General features: G+C 60.5%; 21 protein-coding genes and 2 tRNA genes. 7 read left to right on the plus strand and 16 right to left on the minus strand.

Features of this window, described 5'->3' with window-relative positions:
• Nucleotides 1-7 precede the first annotated feature (7 nt).
• From AC0L7I_RS02810 to AC0L7I_RS02825, 4 genes are read right to left on the minus strand one after another with little or no spacing between them, the layout of a single operon-like run.
• Nucleotides 8-1036, minus strand: coding sequence for a glycosyltransferase (locus AC0L7I_RS02810; RefSeq protein WP_473398018.1), 1029 nt, complete (start codon nt 1034-1036; stop codon nt 8-10).
• Between the two features lie 2 nt (nt 1037-1038).
• Nucleotides 1039-2016, minus strand: a complete 978-nt coding sequence (locus tag AC0L7I_RS02815; protein ID WP_473398019.1) for a glycosyltransferase family 2 protein — start codon at nt 2014-2016, stop codon at nt 1039-1041.
• Nucleotides 2013-2951, minus strand: a complete 939-nt coding sequence (locus tag AC0L7I_RS02820; protein WP_473398020.1) for a glycosyltransferase family 2 protein — start codon at nt 2949-2951, stop codon at nt 2013-2015. The genes AC0L7I_RS02815 and AC0L7I_RS02820 overlap by 4 nt, the downstream gene beginning before the upstream one ends.
• Nucleotides 2948-4222 (minus strand): oligosaccharide flippase family protein, encoded by a 1275-nt coding sequence (locus AC0L7I_RS02825; RefSeq protein WP_473398021.1) that lies wholly within the window; start codon nt 4220-4222, stop codon nt 2948-2950. The genes AC0L7I_RS02820 and AC0L7I_RS02825 overlap by 4 nt, the downstream gene beginning before the upstream one ends.
• Nucleotides 4223-4652: 430 nt before the next feature.
• Between AC0L7I_RS02825 and AC0L7I_RS02830 the strand changes: the two genes are divergently transcribed.
• The 3 genes from AC0L7I_RS02830 (at nt 4653) to AC0L7I_RS02840 (ending at nt 9935) form a co-directional block, all read left to right on the plus strand.
• Entirely contained in the window at nt 4653-5966 is a 1314-nt protein-coding gene (locus AC0L7I_RS02830; RefSeq protein WP_473398022.1) for a WecB/TagA/CpsF family glycosyltransferase, read from the plus strand.
• Nucleotides 5967-6259: 293 nt separating this feature from the next.
• On the plus strand, nt 6260-8512 hold the full coding sequence (locus AC0L7I_RS02835; protein WP_473399109.1) for a PAS domain-containing hybrid sensor histidine kinase/response regulator: 2253 nt from the start codon (nt 6260-6262) through the stop codon (nt 8510-8512).
• Nucleotides 8505-9935, plus strand: coding sequence for a sigma-54-dependent transcriptional regulator (locus AC0L7I_RS02840; protein WP_473398023.1), 1431 nt, complete (start codon nt 8505-8507; stop codon nt 9933-9935). Before AC0L7I_RS02835 ends, AC0L7I_RS02840 begins: the two co-directional genes overlap by 8 nt.
• 320 nt (nt 9936-10255) lie before the next feature.
• On the opposite strand, the gene AC0L7I_RS02845 is transcribed toward AC0L7I_RS02840, so the two are convergent.
• The 5 genes from AC0L7I_RS02845 to hemC form a co-directional block, all read right to left on the minus strand.
• Nucleotides 10256-10331 (minus strand) — tRNA-Thr (locus AC0L7I_RS02845).
• An 82-nt stretch (nt 10332-10413) separates the two neighbouring features.
• On the minus strand, nt 10414-11853 hold the full coding sequence (locus tag AC0L7I_RS02850) for a heme biosynthesis HemY N-terminal domain-containing protein (RefSeq protein WP_473398024.1): 1440 nt from the start codon (nt 11851-11853) through the stop codon (nt 10414-10416).
• Nucleotides 11850-13058, minus strand: a complete 1209-nt coding sequence (locus AC0L7I_RS02855) for a COG4223 family protein (protein ID WP_473398025.1) — start codon at nt 13056-13058, stop codon at nt 11850-11852. Before AC0L7I_RS02855 ends, AC0L7I_RS02850 begins: the two co-directional genes overlap by 4 nt.
• A gap of 74 nt (nt 13059-13132) precedes the next feature.
• Entirely contained in the window at nt 13133-13846 is a 714-nt protein-coding gene (locus AC0L7I_RS02860; protein ID WP_473398026.1) for a uroporphyrinogen-III synthase, read from the minus strand.
• Nucleotides 13843-14826 carry a hydroxymethylbilane synthase gene (gene hemC / locus AC0L7I_RS02865; RefSeq protein ID WP_473398027.1) on the minus strand — a complete coding sequence of 328 codons (984 nt, stop codon included), beginning with the start codon at nt 14824-14826 and terminating at the stop codon, nt 13843-13845. Before hemC ends, AC0L7I_RS02860 begins: the two co-directional genes overlap by 4 nt.
• A 107-nt stretch (nt 14827-14933) precedes the next feature.
• Between hemC and AC0L7I_RS02870 the strand changes: the two genes are divergently transcribed.
• Entirely contained in the window at nt 14934-16814 is a 1881-nt protein-coding gene (locus tag AC0L7I_RS02870) for a DUF885 domain-containing protein (RefSeq protein WP_473398028.1), read from the plus strand.
• 77 nt (nt 16815-16891) lie between these two features.
• A complete protein-coding gene (locus AC0L7I_RS02875) occupies nt 16892-18076 on the plus strand; it encodes an acyl-CoA dehydrogenase family protein (RefSeq protein ID WP_473398029.1) in 1185 nt (394 codons plus the stop codon).
• On the opposite strand, the gene AC0L7I_RS02880 is transcribed toward AC0L7I_RS02875, so the two are convergent.
• Entirely contained in the window at nt 18073-18579 is a 507-nt protein-coding gene (locus AC0L7I_RS02880) for a disulfide bond formation protein B (RefSeq protein ID WP_473398030.1), read from the minus strand. The two genes, AC0L7I_RS02875 and AC0L7I_RS02880, sit on opposite strands and share 4 nt — an antisense overlap.
• 47 nt (nt 18580-18626) lie before the next feature.
• Nucleotides 18627-19235 (minus strand): exopolysaccharide biosynthesis protein, encoded by a 609-nt coding sequence (locus tag AC0L7I_RS02885; RefSeq protein ID WP_473398031.1) that lies wholly within the window; start codon nt 19233-19235, stop codon nt 18627-18629.
• 89 nt (nt 19236-19324) lie between these two features.
• On the opposite strand from AC0L7I_RS02885, the gene AC0L7I_RS02890 reads away from it, so the two are divergent.
• A tRNA-Leu gene (locus tag AC0L7I_RS02890) sits at nt 19325-19411 on the plus strand.
• A gap of 17 nt (nt 19412-19428) precedes the next feature.
• Here AC0L7I_RS02890 and AC0L7I_RS02895 read toward each other — a convergent pair.
• The 3 genes from AC0L7I_RS02895 to AC0L7I_RS02905 form a co-directional block, all read right to left on the minus strand.
• Nucleotides 19429-20841 carry an MBOAT family O-acyltransferase gene (locus tag AC0L7I_RS02895; RefSeq protein ID WP_473398032.1) on the minus strand — a complete coding sequence of 471 codons (1413 nt, stop codon included), beginning with the start codon at nt 20839-20841 and terminating at the stop codon, nt 19429-19431.
• Nucleotides 20828-21916, minus strand: coding sequence for a hypothetical protein (locus tag AC0L7I_RS02900; RefSeq protein WP_473398033.1), 1089 nt, complete (start codon nt 21914-21916; stop codon nt 20828-20830). Before AC0L7I_RS02900 ends, AC0L7I_RS02895 begins: the two co-directional genes overlap by 14 nt.
• Nucleotides 21917-22019: 103 nt before the next feature.
• Nucleotides 22020-22796: a polysaccharide deacetylase family protein gene (locus tag AC0L7I_RS02905; RefSeq protein WP_473398034.1), complete on the minus strand. Its 777-nt coding sequence runs from the start codon at nt 22794-22796 to the stop codon at nt 22020-22022.
• A 179-nt stretch (nt 22797-22975) separates the two neighbouring features.
• Between AC0L7I_RS02905 and AC0L7I_RS02910 the strand changes: the two genes are divergently transcribed.
• On the plus strand, nt 22976-24142 hold the full coding sequence (locus AC0L7I_RS02910; protein WP_473398035.1) for an acyltransferase family protein: 1167 nt from the start codon (nt 22976-22978) through the stop codon (nt 24140-24142).
• Nucleotides 24143-24144: 2 nt separating this feature from the next.
• Here the strand turns inward: AC0L7I_RS02910 and AC0L7I_RS02915 are convergent, their stop codons facing one another.
• Both AC0L7I_RS02915 and thiD read right to left on the minus strand, forming a co-directional pair.
• Nucleotides 24145-24963, minus strand: a complete 819-nt coding sequence (locus tag AC0L7I_RS02915; protein WP_473398036.1) for a PhzF family phenazine biosynthesis protein — start codon at nt 24961-24963, stop codon at nt 24145-24147.
• A gap of 241 nt (nt 24964-25204) precedes the next feature.
• Nucleotides 25205-26020, minus strand: a complete 816-nt coding sequence (thiD, locus tag AC0L7I_RS02920) for a bifunctional hydroxymethylpyrimidine kinase/phosphomethylpyrimidine kinase (RefSeq protein WP_473398037.1) — start codon at nt 26018-26020, stop codon at nt 25205-25207.
• Nucleotides 26021-26027: the final 7 nt, after the last annotated feature.

Consider the following 26027-nt stretch of genomic DNA (forward strand, 5'->3'; position numbering starts at 1 on the left):
TGAGGTGTCAGGCGAAACTTTCCAGGCGCGGATACGAGCTCGTCTGGGTCAGCTGGCGTAACAGGTCTGCCCACGCATTGAGCATATCTTCAAATTCGCCAAACACATGCTCCCGGGCTCTTTTCCCTCGTCTTTCGAGATCCCGGCAATTCACCGCCTCGAGGATAGCCCGGCGAAGATCAACGACATCATTTGGGGCGTGCGAGAAGCTGTGATCCCCGATTTGACTTAGCAAACCGTCGGCGCGGGCGGCGATGATGGGACGGGCCGCCGCCCGCGCCTCCGTTCCGACAAGTCCGAAAGCTTCCCAAGGGGACGGGATGGAGATGCAGTCGGTGGTCGGAAGGAAGTGTTCCGGTTCTACGAATTCATTTTGAATGGTTACATGCGGCAGGGGTGCAGCAAGGCGGTAGAGCATGTCTGCTTCTGGTCCGCGGCCAGCGATGTGAAGTGTTGCCTCCGAAGGGGAAATTTCTTGCATAGCCTGCACTAGAAAGCGAAACCCCTTTTGCGGGTGAAACCGGCCATACGCGCCAATGCGAAGCGCGGGAGATTTCCGGCGCGCTGGTTCAAGTTTGAAGAATGCTCTATAGTCAAGGGACTGAGGAATAGTGGTTGTTCCGGCCGGCTGGGCCAGGGTGTTCTCCAAAATCCATTCATGTTGTTGGTGAGAGACCGCGACAACCATATCTGCCAGGCCATAAGCGTATCTCAACATCCGGTGAAAACGCCTCTGGTTTTCAACACAGTTCTCTTCAAAGCCTCTCGTATAACTGTGCTCGACAAGAATCAGCCGCCGGAAGCGCCCGCTGGTTTTGAGAGAAAAGAGTATTGGCAGCTTTCGCCAGTTCATCGTGAAGTGAACGACGCCGACGTCAAACTCCCGCTGTGGGCATTCGCGCCACGTATTCAGATTCAAGATTTCATGTCTGAAAGGCTCCGCCAGTTTCGGGTGATCGAAATTCCCGAGAGCACGCGTGACCCCACCTACTGAAACATCGTCCAGAATATGAGCAATCAGGGGGCGGCGATCCATAGTCATCCTTTCGAGAGACCCTGGCTGAGGGATCTCGCCGTAAACGCCGGGAAGTTACGCATAAGGATGGCTAGGCAGAGTGTTGCGCTTGTCTTCAGCGGCTCAGCCAGAAGCATTGCAGGGTGCTTCGCCAAAGATGACTTCAAAAGGCTCAAGGCCATCGCGCCATCGGACATGCGTATGCAGCGTCGGGCAAGATAGCGGAGTTGGTAAGCTTCGGCTTTCTTTTCCCAACGCTTGGCAAAGTCAGGGGCAATCGTCCGCACCTTATCTCTAACCTTGAGCCAGGATTCATACTGGCGGACGATATTTGCTGACAGACCACCCTCATTGATGCGGTAGCGGGTCAGGACACCGTCGATGCCTTCAAATTTCCACGCGGTCGTCAGGGCAATCCGGATCCAGCATTCGATGTCTTCGGATTGCCTGAAGCGTTCATCAAAATACTCCGGTTCGTTGCGCAATCCCAGAAAGGCGATGTCGTCGAATACGTCCCGCCGGATCACCGGAGCGGAGCCGTTCCCGACAGGGTTGCGAAGGAACACGATATCAGGGCGTATACGGAGTAGTCGGGGCCGCTGCACGACGCGAAGAGGCCGCCCATGATCGTCGGTCAGGGACGAAGCGGCGTAGCTGATCCCGACTTCCGGTGCTGAGTCCAGATGCTGGACATGAAGTGCGAGCTTGTTGGGTTCCCATGCGTCGTCTGAATCCAGAAATGCCAGATACATGCCTTTCGCATGTCGGATTCCGGTGTTTCGTGCACCGGCCAGTCCTCTGTTTTCCTGTGCGATGATGGTAATTCTCGAGTCTTTGTAGCTCTGGCAGATGCTGATAGAATTATCTGTTCCGCCATCATCAACAATGAGGAGTTCGAATCCCTCGAATGTCTGGCTGAGGACGGAGTCGATCGCCTCTCTCACATACGCCTCGGTATTATAGACCGGGACAATGACGGATACTGTCGGAGACGTAGTCATCGCGCAACCAGCTCCTTGAGGTACGGACCGGGCAGACATCCAAGGAGTGCGCCCAGGATCGTCAGTGTTGTACGCTTCGGTTGCCGGAGGATCAGGGACGGATTTCGGACCAAGCCAGTCCAGACATAAGCCAAGGCAAGCCCTGGGCGATGCATTCTCAAGGCCCTGCGGGCGAGTTGACGGTGGAACGAACCGTACGCGTTTCTGAGCATGCTAGCCGGCACATCCGGACAGGCCGTCTGCACGCTCACGATCAGGGACCGCCATCCCATTTGCATGGCCGTGAGATCGGAAGACTGACTGAAGGCGGATGACTGGTAGTAAAACCACTCAGCATCGACGCCCGATATTTCCCATCGGCGGCTCGCGGCAACCCTGACCAGCCAATCCTGATCCTCCGCAAAATCCAGTCCTGCGCCGAACTGACCGACATCTTCAAAGACTTCCCTGCGGCAGACGAGATTGGATGTGCTGCAGGTCGGGTTTTCAGCAAGCAGCTGTTCGAGTGAGAGGTTTGCAAAATGTGGCGTCAACAATCCGGCATTGCCGGTCGTGGCACAGAAGAACCGGGTCCGACTGAATACCACGCCGGAAGACGGTGATGCCTCCAGTTTCTCCAGCAATCCTTTCAGGCGCTCCGGGGCCCAGAAATCGTCAGCATCGAGAAAAGCTATCAGGCTGCCTATCACCAATTCCAGGCCGCGATTGCGGGCCGCGGATGGGCCGGCGTTTTCCTGTTGGTGAACCGTGATGCGAGAATCCCGGCGACAAAGGCTCTCACAGATTTGTGCCGTACCATCGTTAGAACCGTCATCGACAATGACCAGCTCCCAGCTTGTACAGGTCTGCGCCTGTACGCTCCGGATTGCCCGCACAATGGTGTTGGCGGCGTTATAGGCCGGCATGATTATGGAGTATTTGGGGGAGTGGTTCATGAGGAGGCGGTCTCCGGCCGGGGGGTGAGAACCGGTGTCCGATGGGGGGCTGACGCGGCAATGAAGAGGATTGTGACCGCGAGTGTGCCGGCCACGACCGAGGCGATACTGGCCGCGAACAGTCCGAGCGGCGCGAATACTGCGAAGGCGCAGAGAATGCTTGTGGTAAAGACAAGCGCTGAAAAGAACTCCTGGCCGGGACGGCCGTCGGCTCTGGCTTTCATTCGCAGGCTGTCCTGGATGAGCCGCGCGGTTCCGCCGAGGCAGATGATCGAAACGAGTGGCGCCGCGAAAGCCCAGTTGGCTCCGAAGACGATCGGCACATAAATGAGGGCCGCCGTCGCCTGCAGCAGGTAGGCTGCACTGAGCGGAAGGCCCAGTTTGAACACTGCCGACCGGTAAGCCCCGGACCGATCGTCAGAAGCACATAGATGCGGGTAGAGTGCACCAAGGAATCCGCGATTGAGCGCGGTCGATACACCCAGACCGGCATTGAACGCGAAATAGTAGATGCCCAGCGCATCGACGCCGAGCAGTGCGGAGACAATCAGTTTGTCGCCGTTCTCGCGGCAGGCCGTGACGAGTTCCGATGCCTGTACGAGACCAGCAAACCGAACGATTTCACCGACGGGGGCATACCCGGCGGCCCTGTCCCGGCGCCACGGGCCTCCCCTGCGGACGCCGAACAGCCAGATCGGAGCTGTCAGAAGCTTGGGAAGGACGATGGCCCAGGCGCCAAACCCGGTTAGCGCGAGAAGTGCGGTCAGCATATGGTCTGCCATTGCCTGGCTAGCACTGACCGATGCGAGCCGTTTCATGTTTTCGGCGCGCTGCAGCATGTAGGCGTGCAACAGGCCAAAGGGCATGATGAGGTAGACACCGGCCAGGGCGCCGATCATGAGACCGAGCGACCTGCCCGGCAGGAGGGCGTCCACCACGAAAGCTGCCGCGACCTGAAGGGTGGCAAGTGCCAAACAGACAGTCCACATCATGCGGTGGGCAGTGTTTGCGGTCCGGGCAAGATTATCAGCTGTCGCACGAATGACCGCAGCGCCGACTCCGTTCTCAGTGAAGATGCGGGTCAGTTCGAATACGGTCAAAGCCAGAGCTGCAATGCCGAAGGCTGTGGCGTCCAGTTGTCTGGCGAGCACGATGGCCGTGAAAATGCGTCCGATCCGGCTCACAGCTTCGGCCCCCGTCAGCCAGCCAAGGTTGCGGGTCAGCTTGCTGCGCATCAGGCGCTTTAGAAGTTTCACCAGGACAGACGGCATGTGGGCTCCGTGCGACTGTCTTGGTCAATTCAAGAATACGGCCAGTTCGTAAAGGCGCTTCGATCGCCGTAAAGCGCCTTGTTTTTATAGAATAAATATAATTTTGGCACGCCACGGGACTGACCGCAAAACGCAGTAAAACCTGCAAAATGCAGCACTCAAATCTTGCCGAAAACGACAAGAAAATTCGGCAGTATGGCCGGGATTTTTGTAACGCCTTGTTAGTATTAAAAAAGTCTGAAATGCGGGAATGCGGCACGCCTTATGCGCATGCGCGGGGGTTATTACCCAAGCAGGAGGCAGGGGCATGTTGAACTATCTTTCTAACCCATGGTCAGGCGGTTCCGTGTGGCGCCATCGACCGGCAATAGGCCCGGCGCGAGGCCTCAGAATCCGGTCTGTGCTCGGATTTAAGCTCGTACACGGAACTATGGCGGAAGTCGCCTACGGTATTGTCGAACGCGCTCAGTCGCGTACCCCAACGCATGTGGCTTTTGTAAATGCGCACTGTGCAAATGCCGCCCGTAAGGACTGGCGATATATGGACGCTCTTCAAAATGCAGAAATGCTATTGCCTGACGGGTCAGGTATCGCACTTGCTGCGCGTCTTGCAGGGGTGCCGCTTCAAAGCAACCTGAACGGAACGGATCTTTTCGGTCCGCTTTGCCGCAGTCTCGCCTTGAGAAAGATCCCGGTCTTTTTCCTCGGTGGCGGTGAAGGTGTAGGTCAACAAGCGGCCGCAAATGCCGAGCGGAAATATCCCGGCCTTCGCGTGGCCGGCACCCGGCACGGCTTCTTCGGTCCGCGCGACGAGAATGAAGTCATCGACGAGATCAATCGCTCCGGTGCGCGGGTTGTGTTCGTCGCATTCGGGGTTCCCGATCAGGACGTCTGGATCGCGCGCGTCCGTCATCGGCTGAATGCGCCGGTCATCTTGGGGGTGGGTGGCCTGCTGGATTTCGTGTCGGAGCGTATTCCCCGGGCGCCGGGATGGATGCGCTCGGCTGGAATCGAATGGCTATACCGGTTCCGACGCGAGCCCCGGCGTATGTGGCGCCGGTATCTTATAGGGAACATGACCTTTCTCACTCACGCAGTCAGGCACGTCATGATCCGGCGTCGGCAAAAAGCCGTCAGGCTTCTGGACCGGGGAGCGTCACGGGCGGTAGACATCCTGGGCGCCGCAGCTGGTTTGGCTTTCCTTTTTCCGCTGTTGCTGTTGACGGCAATAGCGATCCGCCTGGAAAGCCCGGGTCCGGCACTCTTCCGGCAAATCCGGGTTGGCAAGCACGGCCAGACCTTCGAACTGCTCAAATTCCGTTCGATGCGTATCAACGGTCCATCGCAGGAAGAGCTCAAGCAAAAGTCGAATGACCGGGACGACGGCGTCACGTTCAAGCTGAAGCGCGATCCGAGAATTACCCGGGTCGGTGCGATGATCCGCAAGTACTCCATCGACGAGCTGCCCCAACTCTGGAACGTCCTCCGGGGCGAAATGTGCCTCGTGGGGCCGCGCCCGGCACTGCCTGTGGAGGTTGAGAAATATTCCCGATCTGCGCGCCGTCGCCTTCTCACCAAGCCGGGCTTGACCTGCACCTGGCAGATTTCCGGCCGGGCGGATATTCCATTCGCCCAGCAGGTGGAACTGGATGTGGCATATATGAAATCGCAATCTGTCTGGCAGGACGTATGGATACTCGCACAGACACCGGTTGCCGTCCTGGCCGCTCGCGGGGCGTACTGAGTGGCAGAATGCTGAAAAGACTGTCGCAGAATGCGACAGGTGTCGTGCAAATTGCGGCACTGATTGCTGCAATTTGCACGACCGTATGCAGGTATTCTTAAATCCGTCATGTAACTGTCTGTATTATTGCAAGATTTTATAGTGCGGGCTGCGTCACACATTTTGCAGCGTGCAGACAGCGGCTGGGGCCATTTGCGGGCCGGGGTCGCAAATAAAAGTCTGGTGCAGAGAGAATGCTCATGGCGGATGGCGTTGAAATCAGGAAGATGCGTGACCGCATTCTGGTCGATGCGATGATCGGTGCCGCGCTCGATTGCGTGATCCTGATCGACCGGCACGGGGTGATCCTGGAGTTCAATCAGGCGGCCGAGAATACATTCGGGTATGCGCGCCACGAGGCGATCGGTGTCGAAATGGCCAGCCTGATCATTCCTGAACATCTGCAGGACGCTCACCGCAAGGGAATGCAGCGCTACCTGGATACGCGTGAGCATGCGGTGCTCAACCAGCGTATTGAGGTGCCGGCTGTTAACAAGACAGGGGAAACGCTGGATGTCGAGCTAACCGTGTCGCCCGTCGATTTTGACGATGAAATGTGTTTCCTCGCGCACCTGCGGGACATTACCGAGGCGAAAATTGCCGAGCGGAAACTGCGCGCATCCGAGGAGCGGTTCCAGAGCCTGTTCGAGCTTTCGCCCGATGCCATTGTCGTCATGGACGGCGCCGGCAAGATCGTGGATGTGAATTCCCGAGCGTGCGAATTGGTGGGATACGCGAAGAAGGAACTTCTTTCCAAGAGCGCATTCGATTTTGTTCCTGCAGATCAGGTTGCCGCGGCAGTAGATGCCACCAAAAAGGCCTTCAAGCAGAACCATGCCCGTATGAAGATCGAATTCGTTACGGCCTTGGGAAAGCGTATTCCTACAGAAGTTGTTGGTAAGCGAATCGAGACTTCGACTGACGTGCTGTTCCACGGCGTCGTCCGCGATATGACCATGCATGTGGAAGCCGAGAAGCAGCTCAGGGCAGCAAAGGAAGAGGCCGAGAAGGCCAGTGTCGCGAAATCAGACTTCCTGGCGAACATGTCGCACGAGATGCGCACGCCGCTAAACGGCGTGATCGGGTCTCTTTCGTTGATCGATGACGCCAGTGTTGATTCGGGAAGTGCGCGGCTGATCCGGGCCGCCGAGCGCTCGGCTGAAACCCTGCTCACGCTGATCGATGACCTGCTCGACCTCTCACGAATCGAAGCGGGGAAAGTCGACATCGAGCCGGTCTTCTTCCGGCCCGCGGACATCGTCGATCTCGCCCGTGAGCTGTTCGGACCGGAAGCATCCAGAAAGGGGCTGTCCCTCAGTACTCAGTTGAGAGTGCCCGAAGCGGCCATGTGCGCGGATGCCGGCAAAATCCGGCAGGTCCTGCTCAATCTGGTGGGCAATGCGCTCAAGTTCACCAAGAATGGGAGTATCGACATTTCCGTCTCGCTCCGGGGAGAGGGCACAAGCAAGCAGCTCGAATTTGCTGTACGGGATACCGGCATCGGAATATGCGAGGCGGACCAGCGGGGCCTGTTCGATCGGTTCAAACAGGCGGACTCCTCAAGGTCTAAGCAGCACGGCGGTGCCGGCCTCGGTCTCGCAATCAGCAAGGAGTTGGTCGAGATCCTCGGGGGGACGATAAGCGTTGCTAGTACTCCGGGTGTCGGGTCGACATTCAGGTTCAGTGTGCCGATTGATATCAGTTACGAAGAAGACATTCGCGCCGGCAAACCGGAAGGCGAGTCTAAGGCGTCTCTCCTCAGCGGCCGAATCCTGATGGCCGAGGACAGCGAAACCAACGCAATGGTAGCGAAAACCATGCTGATCCGCATGGGACTACATCTCGTGCATGTCACCCATGGCGCCGCCGCGGTGGAAGCCGCCCTGAATGACGAGTTTGACCTGGTCCTGATGGACGTCTCCATGCCGGGAATGGATGGTCTGGAGGCAACGCGTATATTGAGGGACCGGGGATTCAAAAAGCCGATCATCGCCATGACGGCCCATGCGTTGAAAGGGGACAGGGACAGGGCTCTCAATGCCGGAATGGTGGGTTACATCACCAAGCCGGTCAGGAGCGATGCCCTTCACCGCGCACTTTCAAAATGGTTGCCGGAAGGAGAGCATGCGCTTGCAGATCTGGTTGAAGATGCTGAGGGTATGGCGGGGCCAGGCATAGATACAGCTCTGATAGCGAAACTGTGGCAGGACGATATGGAGACGTTCTCCGAAATTGCCGGCATTTTCCTGAAGGAGATGTTGTGGCGGTTGCCAGCCCTCTCGTCGGCGGAAGTCCGGGATGTTGAACACCACGCTCACTCGTTGAAGGGCGCCGCCGCCAATGTCGGCGCCACGCGGCTGAGCCAGCTCGCCGCTGAACTTGAAACCGCTGCTGCGGAAGGCCGCGATGCAGACATGTCCGGCCTGATCGGAATGATCTCTATGGAGTCAGAAACAGTCCGTTTGGCATTGACAGAAAACTGTATGGAGGTGGCTGGGAATGAATAAGTTCGCTCGTCTGCTCATTGTTGAAGATACGCCGTCACTGGCCCGTACGTATCAGGCCCAACTCAAGCATGTGTTTGACTCCATTCATGTTGCTGATTGTGGCGCGCAGGCCTTGCAGCTGGTGGCTGAACAACCACCCACCTGTATCCTGCTCGACCTCAAACTGCCGGATATGGAAGGCCTCGACCTCCTGGATCTCTGGATCCGCGAAGGCCTGGCTGCGCCTGTCATAGTGGTTACGGCAAATGGATCCCTCAGTGTCGCGGTCGATGCAATGAGGCGGGGCGCAGTGGACTTTGTTGTAAAGCCGACGAGCGCTGAGCGTCTGCAAGCCACGGTTCGGAATGCGCTGGAAACTTTCCAGGTAAAGAAGGTTGTCCAGGCCAGTCAGGTGGAAATTGACAGCGCTGACTTCTGCGGGATTGTCGGCCAGTCGTTCCCCATGCAGCGCTTGTTCAAGACAATCGAAGCTGCCGCGCCTTCAAGGGCGAGCGTGTTCATCACCGGCGAGACGGGGACGGGGAAGGAACTCGCGGCACGGGCGATTCATGATCTGAGTCCGCGTCGCAATGCCCGGTTTGTGGCGGTGAATTGCGGGGCTATTCCGAAAGACCTGATCGAAAGTGAAATCTTCGGCCATGTGAAAGGAGCGTTTACGGGCGCCACCAGCGATCGTCCGGGGGCTGCGCAACTTGCCGAAGGTGGTACGTTGTTCCTTGACGAGCTTGGGGAAATGCCCATCGACCTCCAGCCGAAGTTGCTGCGGTTCCTGCAGTCCGGTGAGTTCTCCCGTGTCGGCGAAAGCTTTACCCGGACGGCAGACATCCGGATTGTCGCGGCAACCAACCGCGATCCGCTGAGCGCCGTGCAACAGGGAAAGCTGCGGGAGGATCTCTACTACCGTCTTCACGTCATTCCCCTTCCGCTTCCGCCACTCCGTGACCGGGGAAGTGATATCTTGAATCTCGCAGAGTTCTTCCTCGGCCGCTATTCGAAGGAGGAAGGAAAGGCATTTTCCGGCTTCGACAGGAGCGCGCAGGAATGGCTGATTTCTCACCCCTGGTACGGAAACGTCCGAGAACTGGAAAACATGATCAGGAACGTTGTCGTGCTTCACTCCGGCCATGAAGTCACAAGGGACATGCTGCCTCATGTCCAGCGGACGATGGACAAACCGGCGGAGGCCGGCGCTTCCATTGCGGGAGCAGCAGAAATCCCGACGGTACATGAGGCGCGGCTTGGATCTGAGCCTCTTTGGATGACAGAGAAGAAAGCCATTGAGCGTGCGATATCGTTAAACCGCGGCAATATCGTTGCCGCCGCCAAATCCCTGCAGATCAACCCGTCTACCATCTACAGAAAGAAAGCCGCCTGGGAGCTCAATACTGCAGATCAGGAAGACAGCCTCCGTCAGACAGGCTGAAACGTGATTGTTGAGGGTTAGGAAACAAGTCTCGATTTTGGTGCGGATGCCAACGGAACTGAGCTTGCGGCGGTTTTTCTTGATGTCTGCCGCAATGAAACCGCCGCAGAGTGGATCCGTTCATAAAAAAAGGCGTTCGCGGATACTACAAAAGAATGAATCAGGAAGAGTTATTACAAACAGAGAGATAACAGCCGAAGTCGAGGCTTCTTCTGGCTCCATAGGCTTCTCCCCATTGCACAGCCATATGCCGATGCCGCGCAGCCATGCGGGCGTTCGGGCCGCTGGTGCCTAGACCCGTGCTTGCCTGTTGTGGGGAATGGTGCCGCTAAGGTGACTTGAACACCTGACCCCCGCATTACGAATGCGATGCTCTACCAGCTGAGCTATAGCGGCCTGCTCCACGGAGCGTGAGGCCTGAATACCCATACGGGCGGCGGCGCGCAAGACGCTTTTGCCTGTTGGCGCCGCGCCCGGGTCAGTCGTCGTCGGAGGCATAGTCGAGCGGCGGCGTCAGGCGGCCTGTCGGCGCCTTGGGCGGGGCCACCTTGTCCTCCTCGTCCGGGCCGGCAATCGCCAGCACGCGTCCGGCCTCCAGTTCACGTCCGTAGGATTCATAGCGCGGGTGCACCAGTTCGCCGACATCGCCGAACGTATAGACCAGCCGGCTCCAGTCGCGCTGGGCAAAATCGAAGGCATTGCCTTTCGGGTCGATATCCGACCAGTCGGCCTCGCGCGAGGCCGAGGCCGCCATGCGGCCCCAGCGCTGGGCCTCTTCCGTATCGCCATAGCCTTTCAGCGCCCGCTCCATCAGCAGGCACAGACGTGCCGTCGGATTCTCTTCGACCAGCAGCGCCAGCGTCTTCACCGCGCCGACCCAGTCGGCCTGGTCCATGGCCAGTTCGCCCGCCAGGATGCGGCTTTCCCGATGGTTCGGCTGGGTCGCGACCAGCGCCTTCAGGCGCGCCGCGATATTCTCGCGGCTGTCCTGCGGTACAAGGCGACGTGACAATTGCGCCAGCGCCGGGTGGGGCCGCGCCTTCCAGGCCAGCTCCAGCACGCCCTGGGCCGCCTTCGCCTTGTCGTCGATCATCAGCTGGCGGGCGCCGTGCCAGGCCGCCGGCGGCAGGCCGGGCGCCGCGCGAATGGCCTCGGCCAGCGCCTTCTGGGCCTCCTGCTTGCGGTCATGCGGCAGGCCGACGGCCCGCGCCGTATGCAGCACCGCACGGCGGCGCCGCAGGCTGTCGCCTGAAATCAGGCCGCGCTTCTCGCCAATCGCCAGTGTCTCGAGGGCCTTGTCCCATTCCCCGCGTGCAACCTGCAGGTCGAACAGCGAATTGAACGGCCAGTCCGCGTTGGACTTGAGGCCCAGCGCTTCCTGCGCGCGGGCTTCCGCCGTCGCATGGTCGCCGCGCTCGGCCGCTGCCGTCGCCGACCCGCGCAGGCCGGCCAGGTGGCCGCCGGGCAACCGGGCCAGCTGGCCCCAGGCCCGCTCAGCGCCGGCCCAGTCATCATTGGCCTCGGCCGCGCGCGCTTCCAGCAACAGTTTCAGGCGCTCGTCCTCGGCATGTTTCACGGCCTTGCGCGCCAGTTTCAGCGCATGCGTGGAATCCCCGGCCTCGGCGGCCAGCAGGCCCTCGGCCAGGGCCATGTTGGCCTTCCGGGCCCGGTTCGACTGGCGCGAGCGGCCAATCTTGCCCGGCAGTACGAACAGGCCGCTCACCACCCACCAGGCCGCCGCCACAAGGCCGCCAAACACGATGAGCGCGATGGCGGCGACACCGGAATGCAGCGACACGAGCTCGCCGCGGCTGTCATTGATCACCACGCTGCCGGGCAGCGTCACGGCCCAGAAGCCAATGAGCGCGCCGCCGACTATGATCGCGAGCACGACGATGAAAAGGAATAACCGGTTCATTTCAACTGCCCCTCCCCATCGATCATGTTCAGCCGGAGCGCTTCGAGCCCTCTCTCGAGAGTGATGCGACGGTTTGCCGACGCGGTCCAGTCAGCCATCGCTGCCGCCGGCTCGCCCGTCAGGGTGCCCAGTGCGCCGACGGCGCCCTCCAGGTCGCCTGCATCGAGCGTGGCCTTCGCACGTGACAGCGCCACCGATGCGCCGTCATCTTCGCCGCCTGCGCCGCGCACCGTCACGGCATCGCCGAACATGTTGTTCAGCCAGCCCAGCGCGCCAGCCTTTTCGGCTGGAACGGCCGCGCGCGCCTTGGCGCTTGCCGGGGCGAAACTCTGCTGCAATTCGGCCAGCGTTGGCGCACCGATGGCAGCAACCTCACCCAGAGTCCGCACCGTCGCCGATTTCGGCATCACGGCCCGCAGCTTGCGATAGTCGGATTCAAAGGACCCGCCCCGTCGCGACGCCGCCTCGATGGCAGACAGGGCCAGCGCGGCATCGGCACTGGTCTCGGAGGCTTCCGCCTTTGCCCGCACCGCCGCCTCGTCGTTTCGCATCCTCTCGATCAGGCTAGTCAGCTCGGTCGTATCGCCGCTGCTGCGCAGCATGTCGGACTGAAGGCTTGCCAGCCGTGTTTCGAGCGATGTGACGCGTTCCGAAAGCGCGCCGAGCGAGCGGGCAAGTTCCGCCGCTGTCGCCTCGCCGCTCGTATCGACCGCTTCCAGTGCATCGAGCCGTTCCGACAAATGCGTCAGCGCGCCGCTCTGGTCGGAGGCCGCCACTGCGTCGAGCCGCCGCGACACCGCATCCAGTTCATCAAGCAGGGGACCGAGGTCTTCGCTGCTGGCCGAGGCAACTGACGTCAGGCTTGTGTCGAGCCGCAATTCGATGTCGGCCGCGTCGCGGATCACCTTGTTGCGCTCCAGGCTGGCAGCTTCCTGCTCTGCCTTCACCGCATCGAGTTCAGCGGTCAGCGCCGCGACGTCGGCGCCGTCGCCCTTTGCCGGGATGGCCATGGTTGCAATGATGCCGATGGCGCCGCCGATACCCGCCGCGATCAGGGCAGCCACAGCCACACCCAGCCAGCCCGGTCCAGTCCCGCCCCCACCACCGGCACGCGCATGCGCCGCGTCCTCGAAGGCCGGTTCGAAATCGGCATCGATCGGCTCGGTAGAGGTGACCGGGATATCGTCCTCGGGTTCGTCGCTCATCTGTCTGTCTGCTCCTCGCAGGCGGAATTTGGAATCACACTGACATATACGCGATCACCGATCAAAGGTCGCGCTCAGAGCGCCAGCAAAGCTGTATCCAGCGCGTCCATCAAGGCAGTCTCGTTCGGTCGCGCGGCATTGACGATGGCCCGCGCGCCGCACCCGGCCAGCGGCTGGCTGGCAGCTGGCGAAATGGCAACAAAGATAACCCGCGACAGGTCGATGCTACCCGCCGCCTCGCGGAAGGCCGCCGCGCCCTTTGCCGAATGGATCAGCACGGCCACGCGCGGCGCCGTGCCCAGCGCGCTGGCGGCTTCCGGGCTGAGCGTCCTGACCGGCACGGTCCGGTAGAGCGCCGCAAACCGCGCATCCAGGCCCGCCTTGTTGAGCGTCGCCACGAGGTCGCCCGCCGCAGCCTCGTTCGCGACATGAAGCAGGGCGCCATCAAGTGCTTCCGGCGCGGCAAGAATCATCCGGGCCAGGTCGGCGGCGTTGCCATCCCCTTCGCGCACGTCCTGCCCACCCCCCTGCCGCACTGCTTCGGCGGTCGCTTCACCCACGCACCACACGGTCAGCGCGCCCGTACCGCAGCGCTCAAGGAAGTAGCGCACGCCGTTGGCGCTGGTGAAAACAAGGTGGCGAACACCTTCCAGATCGAGGGCGGCATCGGGCAGGCTTTCCAGCATCAGGGCCGGGGAAAGAATAGCGTCGTATCCGAATGCTTTCAGGCGCGCGATTGTATCGGCCGCGGCTGGTTCGGCCCGCGTCACGATAACAGGGAGGTTCACCAATCCCCCGCAAAAGCGGGCAGCGTTCCACCCGCCGCTTCGCGAATGTCTGCGCCCACGGCTCGCCCCAGTGCTACCAACTGGGCCTCGCTCGCCCCCTTGCGGCACGTCCCGTCGGCCCGCCAGCACTGCTGCCCGTCCACCGCCAGCACTTCGCCAACCAGCTGCCAGTCTTCGCCCCGGTCAAACAGGTGCGCGGCGATCGGTGTCCGGCAACTGCCATCGAGTGCAGCCAGGAAGGCGCGCTCGGCAGTTGCGGCGGCTCGGGTCTCAGCATGATTGATCAGGCTGAGCGCCTCGCGAATGCCTTCCGCGCCGTCTTCTCGCATCACGACGCAGATGATCCCCTGCCCCGCTGACGGCAGCATCTCGTCCATCGCAATCGGCGTCGCCAGGTGCGCCAGCCCCAGCCGCGTCAGCCCCGCCATGGCCAGATAGGTCGCGTCGGCCAGCCCCTCTTCCAGCTTACGCATGCGCGTTGCCACATTGCCCCGGAACGTCACGATCTCGACATCCGGTCTCAGTGCCAGGGTCTGCGACTCGCGCCGCAGCGACGCTGTACCAACCTTCGCGCCCTTCGGCAGGTCTGACAGGCGCGTCGCCTTTGGCGACAGGAACCCCTCGCGGGCATCCTCGCGTTCAGGCAGCGCGGCAAAAACCTGCCCCGCCGGCAGCTCCACCGGGACATCCTTCAGGCTGTGCACGGTGATATCCACCTCGCCGCGATCCAGCGCCGCATCAAGTTCGCGCGTGAAAAGTCCCTTGCCGCCGGAATTTATCAGGCGCTCGGTCGTCAACTGGTCGCCGCTCGTCGTGAAGGGGACAATCTCGCCGCGCAGCGTGCCGCCCGAACTCACCTCAAGCGAGGCGGCGATCTGGCGCGCCTGCACCAGCGCGAGGGGCGATCCGCGCGTACCGATGCGCACGATCTTCTGGTCGCTGCGGGCAGCATTGTCGGGAGAGCGGCGTGGGTCTGTCATCACACTCCTCTAGCCGCCATCCACAAGCTTGCCAATTGACAGCGCGCCGCAGAAGGCGATACGTCGCCATATCGTTAATCGAAAATAATTTTAGGGAGTTCCTAACCATGCGCAGCTCAGTTTCTGCCCTCGCTCTCGCTTTTGTCCTTTCCGCCTGTGCCAGCCAAAGCGTGCCTGTTGAAAACCTCGAGACCGTCGCCGCCGTCGAAGCGCCAGCGGAAACCGCTGAAGAATTGAGCGCGCGGCTGAACGCCTGGTTCGACGCCAAGTATGAAGAACAATTGCAGTTCAGCCCGATCGGACTGTCTTTCCAGGGCCGCAAGGACAAGAATGACCAGATCGATTGCCTGACCTTTGCTTGCCAGGATGAACAGCTTGCCTGGCAAAAGGCCGCGACGGAGGAAATGGCAGCATCGTTCGACTATGATGCGCTCTCTGCCGAGGACAAGATGTCCTACGACCTCTGGAAGTACCAGTACGACCAGGCCGCCGAAGGCGCCGCGTATCGGTATAACGGCTTTGTCTTCGACCAGATGAACGGCATCCAGAACTTCCTGCCGACCTTCCTCATCAGCTTCCATGCCGTCGACACGCCAGATGACATGGCAGCCTACATCAAGCGTATCAGTGCAGGCGCGCAGGCTTTGCGCGAGGGCATAGAGGTGGCGCAGGAATCCGCTGATCGCGGCGTTCATGCCCCCAAGTTCGCCTATGAAGGCGTGATCGACCAGTCGAAGAAGGTCATCACGGGCGCCCCGTTCACGGATGGCGAAGACAGCGCAATCCTTGCTGACATCAAGTCAGACATCCAGTCGCTTGTCGATGCGGGCAGCATCGACGACGTTCAGGCAGGCGCCTTCCTTGATGAGGCCGAAGAAGCCCTCATGGGCGACTTCCTTGGCGCCTATAATGACGTGATCGCCTTCGCAACGGCCGACATGGCAAACTCGCCGGACTCGACCCAGCCCGTCGGCGCATTCCTGCAGCCGGACGGCGCAGACTATTACAACTTCCGTCTCAAGACACAGACGACGACCGCCATGACCGCCGACGAGATCCACGAATTGGGTCTGGCGGAAGTCGCACGCATCCGCGGCGACATGGAAGCGATCAAGGCATCCGTCGGATTCGAAGGCTCACTGAATGAGTTTTTCGCCATGCTGCGCGACAGCAAGGACGACGAACGCTTCTACTATCCGAACACCGATGAAGGTCGCCTCGCCTATATCACCGATGCAACCGCCGATATCGACCGGATCAAGGCCGAGCTGCCCAACTATTTCGGTATCCTGCCGAAAGCGGATCTTGTCGTGAAGCGGGTTGAAGCCTTCCGCGAACAGGACGGCGCCGCCCAGCACTATTTTCCCGGCACGCCCGATGGCAAACGTCCCGGCATATATTACGCCCACCTGTCGGACATGACCGCCATGCCGAAGCGCGAACTGGAAGTCATCGCCTATCATGAAGGCATTCCGGGCCACCATATGCAGATTGCCATCGCGCAGGAACTGACCGGCGTGCCGCAGTTCCGGACGCAGGCAAACTTCACAGCCTATGCCGAAGGCTGGGGCCTCTATTCCGAATGGCTGGCCAAGGAAATGCCGGGCACCTATTCCGACCCGTATTCGGACTTTGGCCGCCTCGGCTCCGAAATCTGGCGCGCGATCCGGCTCGTTATCGACACCGGACTTCACTCGAAAGGCTGGACCGAAGAACAGGCCGTCCAGTACTTCCTCGACAATGCCGCGATCACCGAAACGCAGGCACGCTCTGAAGTGCAGCGTTACATCGTGATGCCGGGCCAGGCGACCGCCTACAAGATCGGCATGATCAAGATCCAGGAATTGCGCGCAAAGGCTGAAGCCGAGCTTGGCGACAAGTTCGACATTCGCGGCTTCCACGATACGATTCTTGGCGGCGGCGCGCTACCGCTTGAACTGCTCGAGCGCAAGGTCGATGCCTGGATCGCGACACAGAAGGCCGCATAGGCAAAACCAGACGTTGGGGCAGGCCTTGCAAAGGCCAAGGCCTGCCCTACGCTCGCTCCTCAGCCGGGAGCGCGCAAATGAACCTCACTTTCAGCCCTGAGACCGAGATTTTCCGCGCCAAAGTGCGGCAATTCTTCGAAACCGAATTTCCCGCAGACATCATTGCGAAAAACCGGTCGGGCAAACCGCTCACGACCGAAGACATCCGAAAATCTGAAATGGCGCTAGGCGCTAAGGGTTGGCTCGCAAGCGCCTGGCCGACCGAGTTTGGCGGCCCCGGCTGGTCGGTCGAGGAGCAATACGTCTTCGATGAGGAACTCGAGCGCGCCGGCGTGCCGACGGTGACCCCCATGGGCGTCGTCTATGTCGGCCCGGTGCTCTACACATTCGCGTCCGAGGACCAGAAGGCCAAATGGCTGCCCGGAATCCGCGACGGGTCTGTCGGCTGGGCCCAGGGCTATTCCGAACCGGGCTCCGGCTCCGATCTCGCGTCGCTACAGTTTAGCGCCGTCCTGGAGAACGGAACGTACACTTTGAACGGGCACAAGATCTGGACCTCGGCGGCCCAGCATGCCGACTGGATCTTCCTGCTCGCGCGCACCAGCAATGAAGGCAAGAAGCAGGAAGGCATCACCTTCATCTGCTGCCCCATGGATGCACCCGGTGTGACGCTGATCCCGATCATCACGATTGATGGCAAGCACGTCCTCAACGAGGTCCTGTTCGACAATGTGAAAGTTCCGGAAGCCTACCGGATCGGCGACGAAGGCAAGGGCTGGTCCTATTCCCAATACCTGCTTGGCTTCGAGCGCACCTCCTATGCGCGCATCGGCGGCAAGCGCGCCATGCTCCGCCATGCGCGCGAGCTGGCCACGGCCACGCCCGAGGGCGGCAATCACCGGCTGATCGACGATCCGGCCTTCGCCCGCAAGCTGGCAGAAGCCGACATGGCCGTCGACGGGCTCGAAATGACGGTCTTTCGTGTACTATCCGGGCTTTCTTCGGGCGGATCTCCGGGCAACGAAGCCTCGACAATCAAGATCCTGGCGACCCAGACCCACCAGCAGATCACCGAGCTTTTCCTCGATACGGCCGCGGCCTTTGCCCAGCCGGGCTTCAGCGCCAATGCGTCGGAACTGGGCCTGCCTCTCCATGCGGCGCGGGACGTGTCGGCCTATTTCGCCGGGCGCGCCCAGTCCATCTATGGCGGCACGAACGAAATCCAGCGCACGATCATCGCCCGCAAGGTTCTGGGGCTCTAGCGCCGGACTGTAGCGGCTGCAGCGAAAAAACTGATCGCCGACAGAACCAGTGAGATGACACCGTTCCAGCCCGCCATCGACAGGCCGAGAATGTAAAACGGCGCGGCCGTGCAGTCTGCCACATGGAAAGACTGGTTCAGATCCTTCACGGCGAACGGGTCGACCAGCGCCGGTGCAGCACACCCTGTCGGCGGCGGGAAGATCTTCCACTCGACGCCAGCATGAAAGGCGGCCACCACAACGCCGACCCCAAACACCAATCCAATCAACACGTTAAGCGCCACCAGGAATCGCCGCTTCGGCCAAATTTTCCAGATGGCGAGGCCTGTGAGCGTCATCGCGATCAGGGCCCAATAGACTTCACGTTGGCGAAGGCAGAGCGGGCATGGCGGCAGGTGCCCGATCGTCTCGAAGCCATGCGCTATCGCGATCATCAACGCGGAGACGACCATTGCGGCCACCGGCCAGGCCCAGTCCTTCAGGAGCATTTCCAGTTTCGACATGGCGTCACTAACACCGCTTAACCTGCCGCCTACAATGCGGCGCAGCGTCACGATCCGGTGAGCGTGTGCAGGCCGAGCGCGACAGCCGTGAGAAGCCCCATGATCCACGCCGAGCCGAGCACCATTCCCCCGATCACCATCAGGCCGTCTTTCTGCATCAGGCCAAAGCTGGCAAGCGCCACGCCGAAACCTGGCACCGTATTCGTCATGGGAAGCGGAACGAGGATCGAGGCGCTGAACAGGCAGAGAAAAAACCCGATCACACGTTCGGATTTCTTTCCCGTAATCCCGGTAAGCCGCGGCTTGGCAAAGGATTCGATCCATCCGAGCCATTTGCGCCCGCCGGTGGCCATTTGCGTGAGTCCCTTCCGGTCGATCTTTCGGTGACCGAACTTCTCCGGCATCCAGGGCTGCTCGCGCCCGGCGGCCATTTGGCCAGCCAGCGCCATCATGGGCAGCGACACGATCTGCGGCACACCGTAGAGGAAGGGGATACAGCAGGGCAGCGCCAGAAAGAACAGCCCGGCCCCGAACGCGCTCTCGTCGAGCTGGTCCATGATTTCGTGCAGGGTGAAGCCGTCTTCCGGCGCACGCGCGGCCATGGCTTCCAAGGTTTGCAGAAGGGTGTGCTGGGCAGGAATCGAAGCGGATGTCATGCGCGCTGTGTTACCGATCTTTGCTGGCGGCGTCGAGACGATTGACAGCACATGCTGCCATGCGGCAGGAGAAGCCTTCCCTGAAAAGGGCCTCTGTGGCGGAACTGGTAGACGCGACGGATTCAAAATCCGTTTCTGGTGACAGAGTGCCGGTTCGAGTCCGGCCAGAGGTACCACCCGGGCCTGGCATTGGTCAGAACTGGAAGTAGATGAAGGGACGGTAGCCAAGCGGCACGAAGGCGATAGCGATGGCCGCGATGGCGCCATAGGTCACTGCGAAGCGGTTCGGCTCCAGGCGATCGATCATCTCCTGCGCGCCGAAACGATGCGACAGCCAGTGAACCAGGCCCAGGCCTGCCAGAAGTGGCCAGGCTGCGACCGGCAAGACATTGTCGCCCGTCGACGACCAGGTCAGGTAGGTGCGTGAAATCGCCAGCGCTTCACCAAGGTCTGCCGCCCGGAAGAATATCCACGCCAGGTTCACCCAGTAATACGTCACTGCTCCGCCGATGAACCCGCCGATGAGCCCCATCGCTGGCACACGGCGGGCGACAAGGTTGTTCCAGCCACGCTGCACGATCAGCGCAATACCGTGCAGGAATCCCCAAATCACGAAATTGAACGATGCGCCGTGCCACAAGCCTCCCAAAACCATCGTTGTCATCAGGTTGACGTCTCGCCGCCCATTGCCGCGCCGGTTTCCGCCCAGTGGAATGTACAGATAGTCGCGCAGCCAAGATGACAGGCTGATGTGCCACCGGCGCCAGAAATCCTGAATATTGGGCGACAGGTAGGGCGAGTCGAAGTTCGCCGGGAACTTGTACCCAAGCAGGCCGGCACACGCGATCGCCATGTCCGAGTAGCCCGAGAAATCGCAATATATCTGGACACCGTAGAGCAAAACGCCGGCAACAACCTGAGAGGCGGCGAAAGACGATGGGTCCGCGAAGATGACGTCGACATATTGCGCGATATTGTCGGAGATACATGCCTTCTTGATGAATCCGATCAGGAACAGCGTGAGGCATGCCCGGACACCGACATCCGCCCATTTGCGCGCTGTATCCATCTGCGGGATGAACTCGGACGCCCGTACGATCGGGCCTGCGACGAGCTGGGGGAAGAAGGCGATGTAGAAAGCCACATCCAGAAACGAGCGCCGCGCACCGATATCGCCACGGTGTGTGTCGACCATGTAAGAAATCGCCTGGAACGTATAGAAGCTGATGCCGACCGGCAGGACCAGGTTCAGCGTCACGGATCCGGCGCTGAAGCCCATGAGTCCCGCAAAATCGACAAAGCTTCCGGCAAAGAAGTTGAAATACTTGAACACGCCAAGCACTCCGAGCGACGCCATGATCCCGGATGCAAGCGCGAACTTGCGGGTCCTGTCTCCCGGGGGATAGCGGTTCGCCGCGACGCCAACGAGATAGCTGATCGCGGTGATCAACAGGATGAGCCCGAGAAAGCGCCAATCCCACGCACCATAGAACACATAAGATGCAAGCGTCAGAACGCGCTTGCGCCAAAGGTTGCTGCGTAGCGCCCATGTCAGAGCGAACACGATACCGAAGAACAGGAAGAAACGCGGCTCAACGAATAGCATGCTGCCCTCCCGCATCCGAACGCTTCAGCTGGCTGCACAATTCGGCGCCAGCGACGCGGCTGAGTGCCCTGGCGCCGGATTCGCCATAGTGGCTTTGGTCAAACCACAGGCTGCGCTCGAACAGGGCAGGATACACATCGGGCCGGTTGAAATTCAGTACTGGCAGGTCAGGCGCGATGCGCGCAAGTTCCACGCCGACACGCGGCGTACGGTCGAGCTCCGCAGGGTCGGGAGAGATGAAAAGCGCGGCGTTGATCCCAAGCGCCCGGATGTGCCGCAAGCGTTCTTCAAGATAGACCGCGCGAGCGGCAACGTTTTCGTCGCTCGCCACGCCGTAGCGCGCCATCGCGACATCGAGCGTGTCAGGATGGTCGAGGAAGTCCTTCCTGCGCGCTTCAATGTCCGGCGTCGGACGGGAGCCGAGGACTTCGAACCCATCGAACTCCATATCCAACTTGAATGGATCCGGTGTCTCGGGTGCCGGAAAGAATACTGACGCAGCGCGTCCGACACCTGAAAGATCATAGGCGACGCCAGCGCCGAAAATACCCAGCCTGAATACCTGCTTCGGAGCGGACTCCGGAAAGGAGGTGATGCTTTCTACCGTTGAGCCGTATTCGGACGGCCCATGAAAAAACCGCGCACGTTCATTCGTGGCATTGTCCAGCGACCGCGCTTCTGGAAGCGGGTCCTCGATCACCAACGTACGAAGCGTGCCTTGTCCCGCATCGAGCACCTGATCGACCAGCCAATCCTGCTCGGCGCCGGTAAGTCCGAACACACCGAAATTGAAAACATTGGGACGCGGGCAACCAGCCGATTCCGCTGCAGCTTCCACCTCGTCAGGCACAATATGGTAGAAGGTGCGGGACGTGCCCAAGAAGACCGTGTCGTACTGGTCAGCATGCGCCTGATAGGCGGCCAGTTTGGGGCTCAGAACGTTCATGTCCGGTATCGGCGCCTGCTGACGCAAGATCAGCGAGAATCCGCTGGCGATCACCGCGAAGGTTGCCGACATCAGCAATGTCGGTACCAGCGCCACACGCGTCTGCGCGAGGATTCCACGTTCCGACAAAAATGAGGCCCTCCCCTATGGCTGCAGGGCGAAAAATCGCGACCGGACATGCGCCGGAATTCCCGGTTCCGGTTGCACATATCATGCCATGGGGCGGGAATGGTTACTGGCCGGTTTCTGCCGAACCGAGCGCGACAATCCTGTATCCGTCCTGCTTCAGCCGGGACAGCAACAGGTTGACCCGCTCATCCGATTTGTCGAAAGGATCGTGAAGCAGGATGATCCCCTTCCCACCAGCCGATTGTAGCTTCTCGAGGATCAAGTCCACGGACGCGTCCGGTGCGTTTCTGGTCCAATCTGCTCCATCCGCTGTTACGCCGACCTCAAGCAGCCCCATTTTGCGAACGCCGGCAGACAGATCAGCGTTCGTTGCGACGAAGGGGAACCGGAACATGATCGCCTTGGCGCCTGTTTCGGCAAGGGCTGCGTTAACCGTGTCCATGCCCGTGGATACTTCGCGTTGCGCCGCGTCAGCTGTCAGCGTGGTCAGATTGGCGTGAGACCACGAATGCCCGCCCAGCGAATGACCCCGACTGGCAATCTCGCGAACCATGTCCGGATACCGATCTGCCTGGCCACCGAGCAGAAAGAATGTTGCCTTCGTGCATTGGCGATCGAGTTGGTCGAGCACGGCAGGCGTCCGTCTCGGGTCAGGGCCGTCATCGAATGTAAGGACGACTTCCCTGTCATTCAGCAGTGCCTCTATCGATCGGGTATCTGCCGTCACCGTGATCGTCCGCTCGACGCCCAGCTTGGTGCGATCGCACACAATCGACGCCGTTTTCGCTGGCGCCGCATCGGAACAAGCCGCCATCACCATGGCGCACACAAGCAATACTCCCGCCTGTTGCCACGCGCGCATTCCTGGTCGAATTTTCATGCAAAACAATCCAATAGAAATGCCGACTTGCGTAAGTCCCGACATTATCCGGCTTTGGCAATCTCCGCAAACCTCATTGAAGCTGCTGGGAGAAAACTCTCAACACGCGAACATTCTTGTATTTGGTTAATTCCGAGCCCTACTATTCCGGCGCATGTTCCGAAGGCGCCGGAGACCTGATGGCGAAGAATCGCACCTACCACTACCCGCTCGATGCCATGCGCTTTGTGGCCGCGCTTTCCGTTGCCGTGTTCCATCTCGGCTTTTATTCCTGGGCCTCGGAAGCGTCTTCAACATCGCGCATATTTGCACATGTTGATGTCCTGCCGAAAATCGCATCGGTTACCTGGTTCGGCTGGATCGGCGTCAATGTCTTCTTCGTGATATCCGGCTTCGTCATTGCCAATTCAGCCAATGGGGCGTCGCCCATTTCCTTCCTCAAGAGCCGGGCTTTGCGCCTTTATCCGGCTGCGTGGATTTGCGCGACCATCACCTTGATTGCTTGGCTCGTCATCGCGCACCGCCCGCCTTCAGAACTGGTGGTGCCTTATGTTCACGCCATGACCCTGTGGCCCCTGCCGAACTGGATCGACGGCGTTTATTGGTCGCTGGCCGTCGAAGTCTGCTTTTACGCGACAATCTTCCTGCTGCTCGTATTCCATCAGTTCCGGCATCTCACATTGTATGCGTGGATTCTAACATTGCTCAGCGGCGCCTATCTCGGCGCGATCAGCCTTGGAATTCTTCCAGAGTCAGGATGGGTGTGGCAGCATTCCGACGTGCTCCTGCTGCAACACGGCCCTCTTTTCGCGATCGGAATCTGGATGTGGAAATCCAGCGGTCGACGAAACGTAGTATTCGACTATTTCGGCCTCGGAACAGCGATCGGAGTCGCGCTGATCGGGATCGGCCTGCGAGCGGAATCGCTGCAGTCGGTCGAAGCGCCCGCCGCCTCAACTTTCTCGATTGAGGAGCCAATGATTGTCTGGTTGGTCATCCTCGCCTTCATGTTCGTGTTCACTCGCTGGCCGGGCACGTTCCGCCCGCGCTCGTCAACGACACGCGCCCTGACGCGAAAATTGGGACAGGCGACCTATCCCCTTTATCTCGTTCACAATGTGGTTGGCGCAGGCTTGATGCATGTGCTCATCCAGACGGGCATGAGGCCCTACCTCGCCTTGGTATTTGCGCTTGGCGCCGTTATCGGGTTGGCCTGGCTCATCGCCTGGCTCGCTGAGCCCGTCATTGGTGCATGGCTTCGCGAAATACTCAACAAGGCAGAAGTGCAGCTCTTGCGACTGCCGGGTGGGCGGGCATTGGCGCGCCCTGGTGGCATTGTCGATTGAGACTAGAGGAAGAACCGGCCTTCGATCGTCGTGACGGCGCGCCCGATCAGCTTCACCCGGTCGCCTTGCAATACCGTATCTATACGCGCGCCCCGTCCCGGATAGGCCTGGAAGCAGCCAAGCGCATCCTTGCCGAACCGTTCGGACATTACGCGCGCCAGCATCGTGTGCCAGCTGCCCGTAGCGGGATCCTCGTCGATGCCGCTGCCCGGCGCGAAAAACCGGCTCGTCACGTCAACGCCGTCGCCACCCGTCGCAAAGCAGCCGAAATTGCCACGGTCCCAGCCGTCGCCCGGCGCGCCGAGAGATTTGAGCGCCTTGAGATCAGGCGCGAGCGCGTGCACCGCTTCCGGTGTCTCGAACATCGCCGCATAGAACATGCCGCCCCAGGCTTGGACAGGCCTCGCCCCAAGCGCAGCAGCCACCTCGTCGCTCACCGCTATTTCCTTCACAGGACCGGATGGGAAGTCCATCTCAAGGCGTCCATCCTCCAACTTGCGAACAGTCAGGCGTCCTGACTTGACTGTGTCGAAAGAAATAATGTCTCCAGTAATTCCTTCGTGCGTGAACAGAACGTGCGCGGCAGCGAGTGTGGCATGGCCACACAGTGGCACCTCAACAGCCGGAGTGAACCAGCGCAGGTTCCAGCTCGCGTCGCCCGTGCGAACGATATAGGCCGTCTCGGCCACGTTGTTTTCCGCTGCAATCGCCAACATGACGTCGTCGGCCGGAAAGGCATCGACCGGCATGATGCAGGCCTGGTTTCCCTCGAACGCGCGGGAAGCAAAGGCGTCAGCCTGGTAGAATGGCAGCGCAGGCATGTGGCGATCTCCGTCAGCAGACTCTCACACTTGCACAGGAATGCTGGCGCGAAAAACCAGTATTCATAACGAGGCGTTCAGCTTTTCTATTTCCGCAAAAAACCGTTCAGCGACCATTCATCAAGTGTGGCGCTATCCTTGAAGTGCATCATTGGATGGCAGAGGTTGGCTGGCCTTCCCAACTCTCACGGTCAACCGCCTTGGTCACACCCTGGGGTGCTCTTTCGTCCAATGGTGCACCTCACGCGTTGTCCAGGACCCAGCCATGATTGACGGGCCCGTGGCCTTTGCCAAACCCTTTGGCCGAACGGATTGCCCCGATCAAATAGTCGCGGCCACGCTCCACTGCGTCAGGTACGCTTGCGCCTTGCGCAAGGTGGGCGGCGATCGCCGACGCCAGCGTGCAACCCGTGCCGTGCGTTGACATTGTCACGATGCGGGGACCTTCAAATATCCACTCGCCTGTTGTTGTCTGCAGCACGTCCGTGATCTTGTTGCCGCCAATATGACCGCCCTTGACCAGCGCGCCGTGTGCACCAAGTTCCAGCAGGCGTTCAGCAGCCCGGCGCTGACCGTCCACGGACTCGACTGCTTTCCCTGTCAGCACTTCCGCCTCTGGCGCATTGGGCGTGACGAGCCGCGCGCGCGGCACGAGTTCGGACCGGATCGCGTCGACCGCCTTGGCATCCACCAGTCGGTCTCCCGACGTCGCAACCATGACCGGATCGATCACGCGCGGCGACATCGGCGCTGTCTCCGCCAGGCATTCGGCAATTGCCTCGACCAGCATCGCTGAGGCGAGCATCCCCGTCTTGATGACGTCCGCGCCGATGTCGGCGAGCGTCACCCGCATCTGCCCGATCACTGCGTCGACCGGCACGGGCCAAACGCCATGCACACCCTTGGTATCCTGTACCGTAATCGCCGTGACAGCAGTCATGGCAAAGCCACCCAGCATCGTCACCGTCTTGATATCCGCCTGAATGCCGGCGCCGCCCCCGGAATCAGATCCGGCTATGATCAGGACACGGCCCTGCGGGCCTTCGGCCTCGGCCATCGCGCGC

Source organism: Hyphomonas sp. J20-32 (genome assembly GCF_055808555.1).